Origin of the sequence: Falsiroseomonas oryzae (assembly GCF_027856955.1) — a bacterium.
In the GTDB taxonomy this organism is placed as follows: domain Bacteria; phylum Pseudomonadota; class Alphaproteobacteria; order Acetobacterales; family Acetobacteraceae; genus Falsiroseomonas; species Falsiroseomonas oryzae.
Genome location: NZ_JAPSMD010000605.1, coordinates 1 through 2,550, shown reverse-complemented (window position 1 = coordinate 2,550; position 2,550 = coordinate 1). Strand labels below are relative to the sequence as shown.

At 73.3% G+C, this 2,550-nt stretch carries 3 protein-coding genes; all 3 read right to left on the bottom strand.

Going from position 1 to position 2,550, the window contains the following annotated elements:
• On the bottom strand, positions 1-811 hold an 811-nt coding region (locus tag OZN99_RS29500; RefSeq protein WP_270938783.1), incomplete at its 3' end, for a glycosyltransferase family 9 protein.
• Positions 798-1,184, bottom strand: a complete 387-nt coding sequence (locus OZN99_RS29495) for a DUF6165 family protein (RefSeq protein WP_270938782.1) — start codon at positions 1,182-1,184, stop codon at positions 798-800. The genes OZN99_RS29500 and OZN99_RS29495, both read right to left, overlap by 14 nt.
• Positions 1,181-2,449 (bottom strand): O-antigen ligase family protein, encoded by a 1,269-nt coding sequence (locus OZN99_RS29490; RefSeq protein ID WP_270938781.1) that lies wholly within the window; start codon positions 2,447-2,449, stop codon positions 1,181-1,183. Before OZN99_RS29490 ends, OZN99_RS29495 begins: the two co-directional genes overlap by 4 nt.
• Between the last annotated feature and the right edge of the window lie 101 nt (positions 2,450-2,550).

Here is a 2,550-nt window from a genome sequence, read left to right as displayed (position 1 = left end):
CATCGTTCGCGACGCCCGCCGCGCAGCGCGCGGCCACCGCGACGGCGCGCAGCGGCTGCGGCCCCGCCTGGAGTAGGGCGGCGAAGGCCGGGTGCTCCTCGGGGAAGCAGGCGCCCGGGACCTCGGCGGCCAGCCGGTCGCGCCAGGCGGCTTCCTGCGGGCCGAGCAGGAAGACCGGCATGCGCCCGCGCGCGGACTGGTGCCGCGCGAGGGTGATGAAGCGATCGAGCGGCCAGCATTTCTCGACGCCGCCGGCGCCGGGCGCGAGCGCGATGCGCGCGGAGGCCTCGCCGGGCAATGCCTCCGCGGCCGCTGCCAGAAGTGGCGCCGGAAGCGCAAGCGGCGAAAGGTCGCGCCGGACGGGATGGCCGATCGCGACCTCCAGAAGGGCGAAGAGGCGGTCCAGGGCATGCGGGCCGATCGCGGCGCCGTGCAGGCCGCGCCGCAGCGTCGTCGCCGTACGGAAACGACGGTGCGGCAGGCGCCAGACGGCCAGCGTGCGGGCGAGCAGCGATTGCGTGTCGAGCAGCAGTTCGAAGGGGCCGAGGCCCGGTGGCGGCGGCTTCAACAGATCCAGTGGCTTCGCCCCGATGCCGGTGTTCTCGGCGACGTCGTCGAGCAGAGGCGGACCGGCGACTTGGCGAAGCGAGCGCGCGAAGACGGTCTCGCGCGTGGTGATCCAGGTGATCCGTGCGTCGGGGAAGGCGGTGCGCAGGCCGCGCAGGAAGACGATCTTGTAAAGGCCGTCGCCGAAGATCTCCTGATGGCTGAAGACGCCGACGCTGCGCGGTGCGGCCTCAATAGGCGGCATACGACTTCTCCTCGCGCAGCGTGCTGCCGAGGAGGTCGTTGACCTGGCGCTTCAGCGCGGCGCGGCGATCGTTGGTGCGATAGACGGCGCGCGCGAGTTCCACGAAGGCGGCATCGAAGGCACCGCGCCGCTCATGCTCGCGCAGCTCGTCCTCCACGTCCCACAGCCTCTCGTTGACGGCGCGGAGCTCCGCCCGCAGCGGCGCGAGAGCCGGGCGGTCGCCAACCGCGGCGTCCCAGGCGGCGGTCAGCGCGGCATGTTCCCGCGCGACATTCTCCCGCTTCGTGGCATCCGCGATGCGGTCCAGCTTGATCTCGAGGATCGTCAGCTTGTCGAGCACTTCGCCGGGGGAGGCCGGGATGTCGATGATCATGATTGCGGCCGCTCCGCTGCGCGCGCCTCGGCCAGAGCCCAGCCGGCCATCAGCAGCCAGAGCCCGGCCATCGGCATGTTGGTGAAGGCGTTGCCGCTGGTCAGCGGCCAGAGCGGCAGGAAGGCCGCGATGAAGACGCCGACGCGCAGCGGCGAGGGCGCGCGCAGCAGGCCGCGCGCGGCGGCCAGCACCAGCAGCACGGCGAAGGCGATGAACAGCAGCAGGCCTGGCCAGCCGCCATCGGTCAGCGCCTGCAGGTAGTGGTTGTGCGCATGGGTCACGCAGATGCCCGCGCCACCGCCATCCGATCCCGCCATCCAGCCGACGTGGTAGGCCGGGTCGGGGCAGTTGGTCTGGAAACCGGCCTCGCCGAGGCCGGTCAGCGGATGCTGGTGCGCCATTTCCAGGCCGCGGGCCAGGATCTGGCCGTAATGCGTCTCGCCGAAATTGGCGAGCTGGCGGGAGAACTGCACGACCAGGCGGTGGAAGGCGGCCGGTGCCACCACGGAGGAGACGGCGAGCGCCGCCGCACCGGCGCCGATGGCCGCGATGGCGGGAAGCCGCAGCTGCGGGATGAGCAGGGCGGCGATCAGCAGGCCGAAGACGGTGAAGACCATCGGCATGCGCTGGCCGACGAAGATGATGGTGGCGCAGGCGAAGGCCAGCAGCGCCCAGCCGGCGATGCGGCGCAGCGCGTCCCGCCGCAGGATCAGCGGGGCGGCGACGCCGAGCAGCAGCGGCCACATGCCGAAGCCGAGCCAGTGGCCGGCGCGGGGGCGGGTGAAGGGGCCGGGCAGCTCGCCGGCCGGCCAGCGGCGGAAGCCCAGGATGCCCCGCCCGAACAGCAGCTGGAGCCAGACCTCGAGCGCGGTCCAGAGGATGGCCAAACCGCTGCCGTAGAACAGCCAGCGGCGCGCCTCGGCATCGGCCAGGATCCAGGCGGACAGAGCGAGCAGTGCCAGCGGCATGCGCCCCCAGGCGAGCGCGCCGACGATCTGCTCGGTCTCGCGGTGCATCAGCAGCGTGACGAGCAGCAGCCAGGCCCAGTAGAGGAGACCTGCGACAACCCAGGGCTGGCGGAAGGCCGACCAGTCCCGCGCGCGCGCGCAGCGGATGACGAAGAGCGCGCCGAGCACGGCGAACAGCCCCTCCGCGACGCCGCGCGCATGGATCAGCAGCAGCGGCATCGCGGCCACGATGGCGGCCGCCGCCAGGGTGACGCGCCGGTCGAGCGCGTCCCCCGTCAGTCGGTCGGCGTCAGCCATGCGCGCGAGGGCCGGGGCGTGGTTCCGCAGCCGCGCCGCGTCACGCCGTGCGGTCGCCGCCGCCCGACAAGGCGGCCTGCGCGGCGGCCAGGCGCGCGATG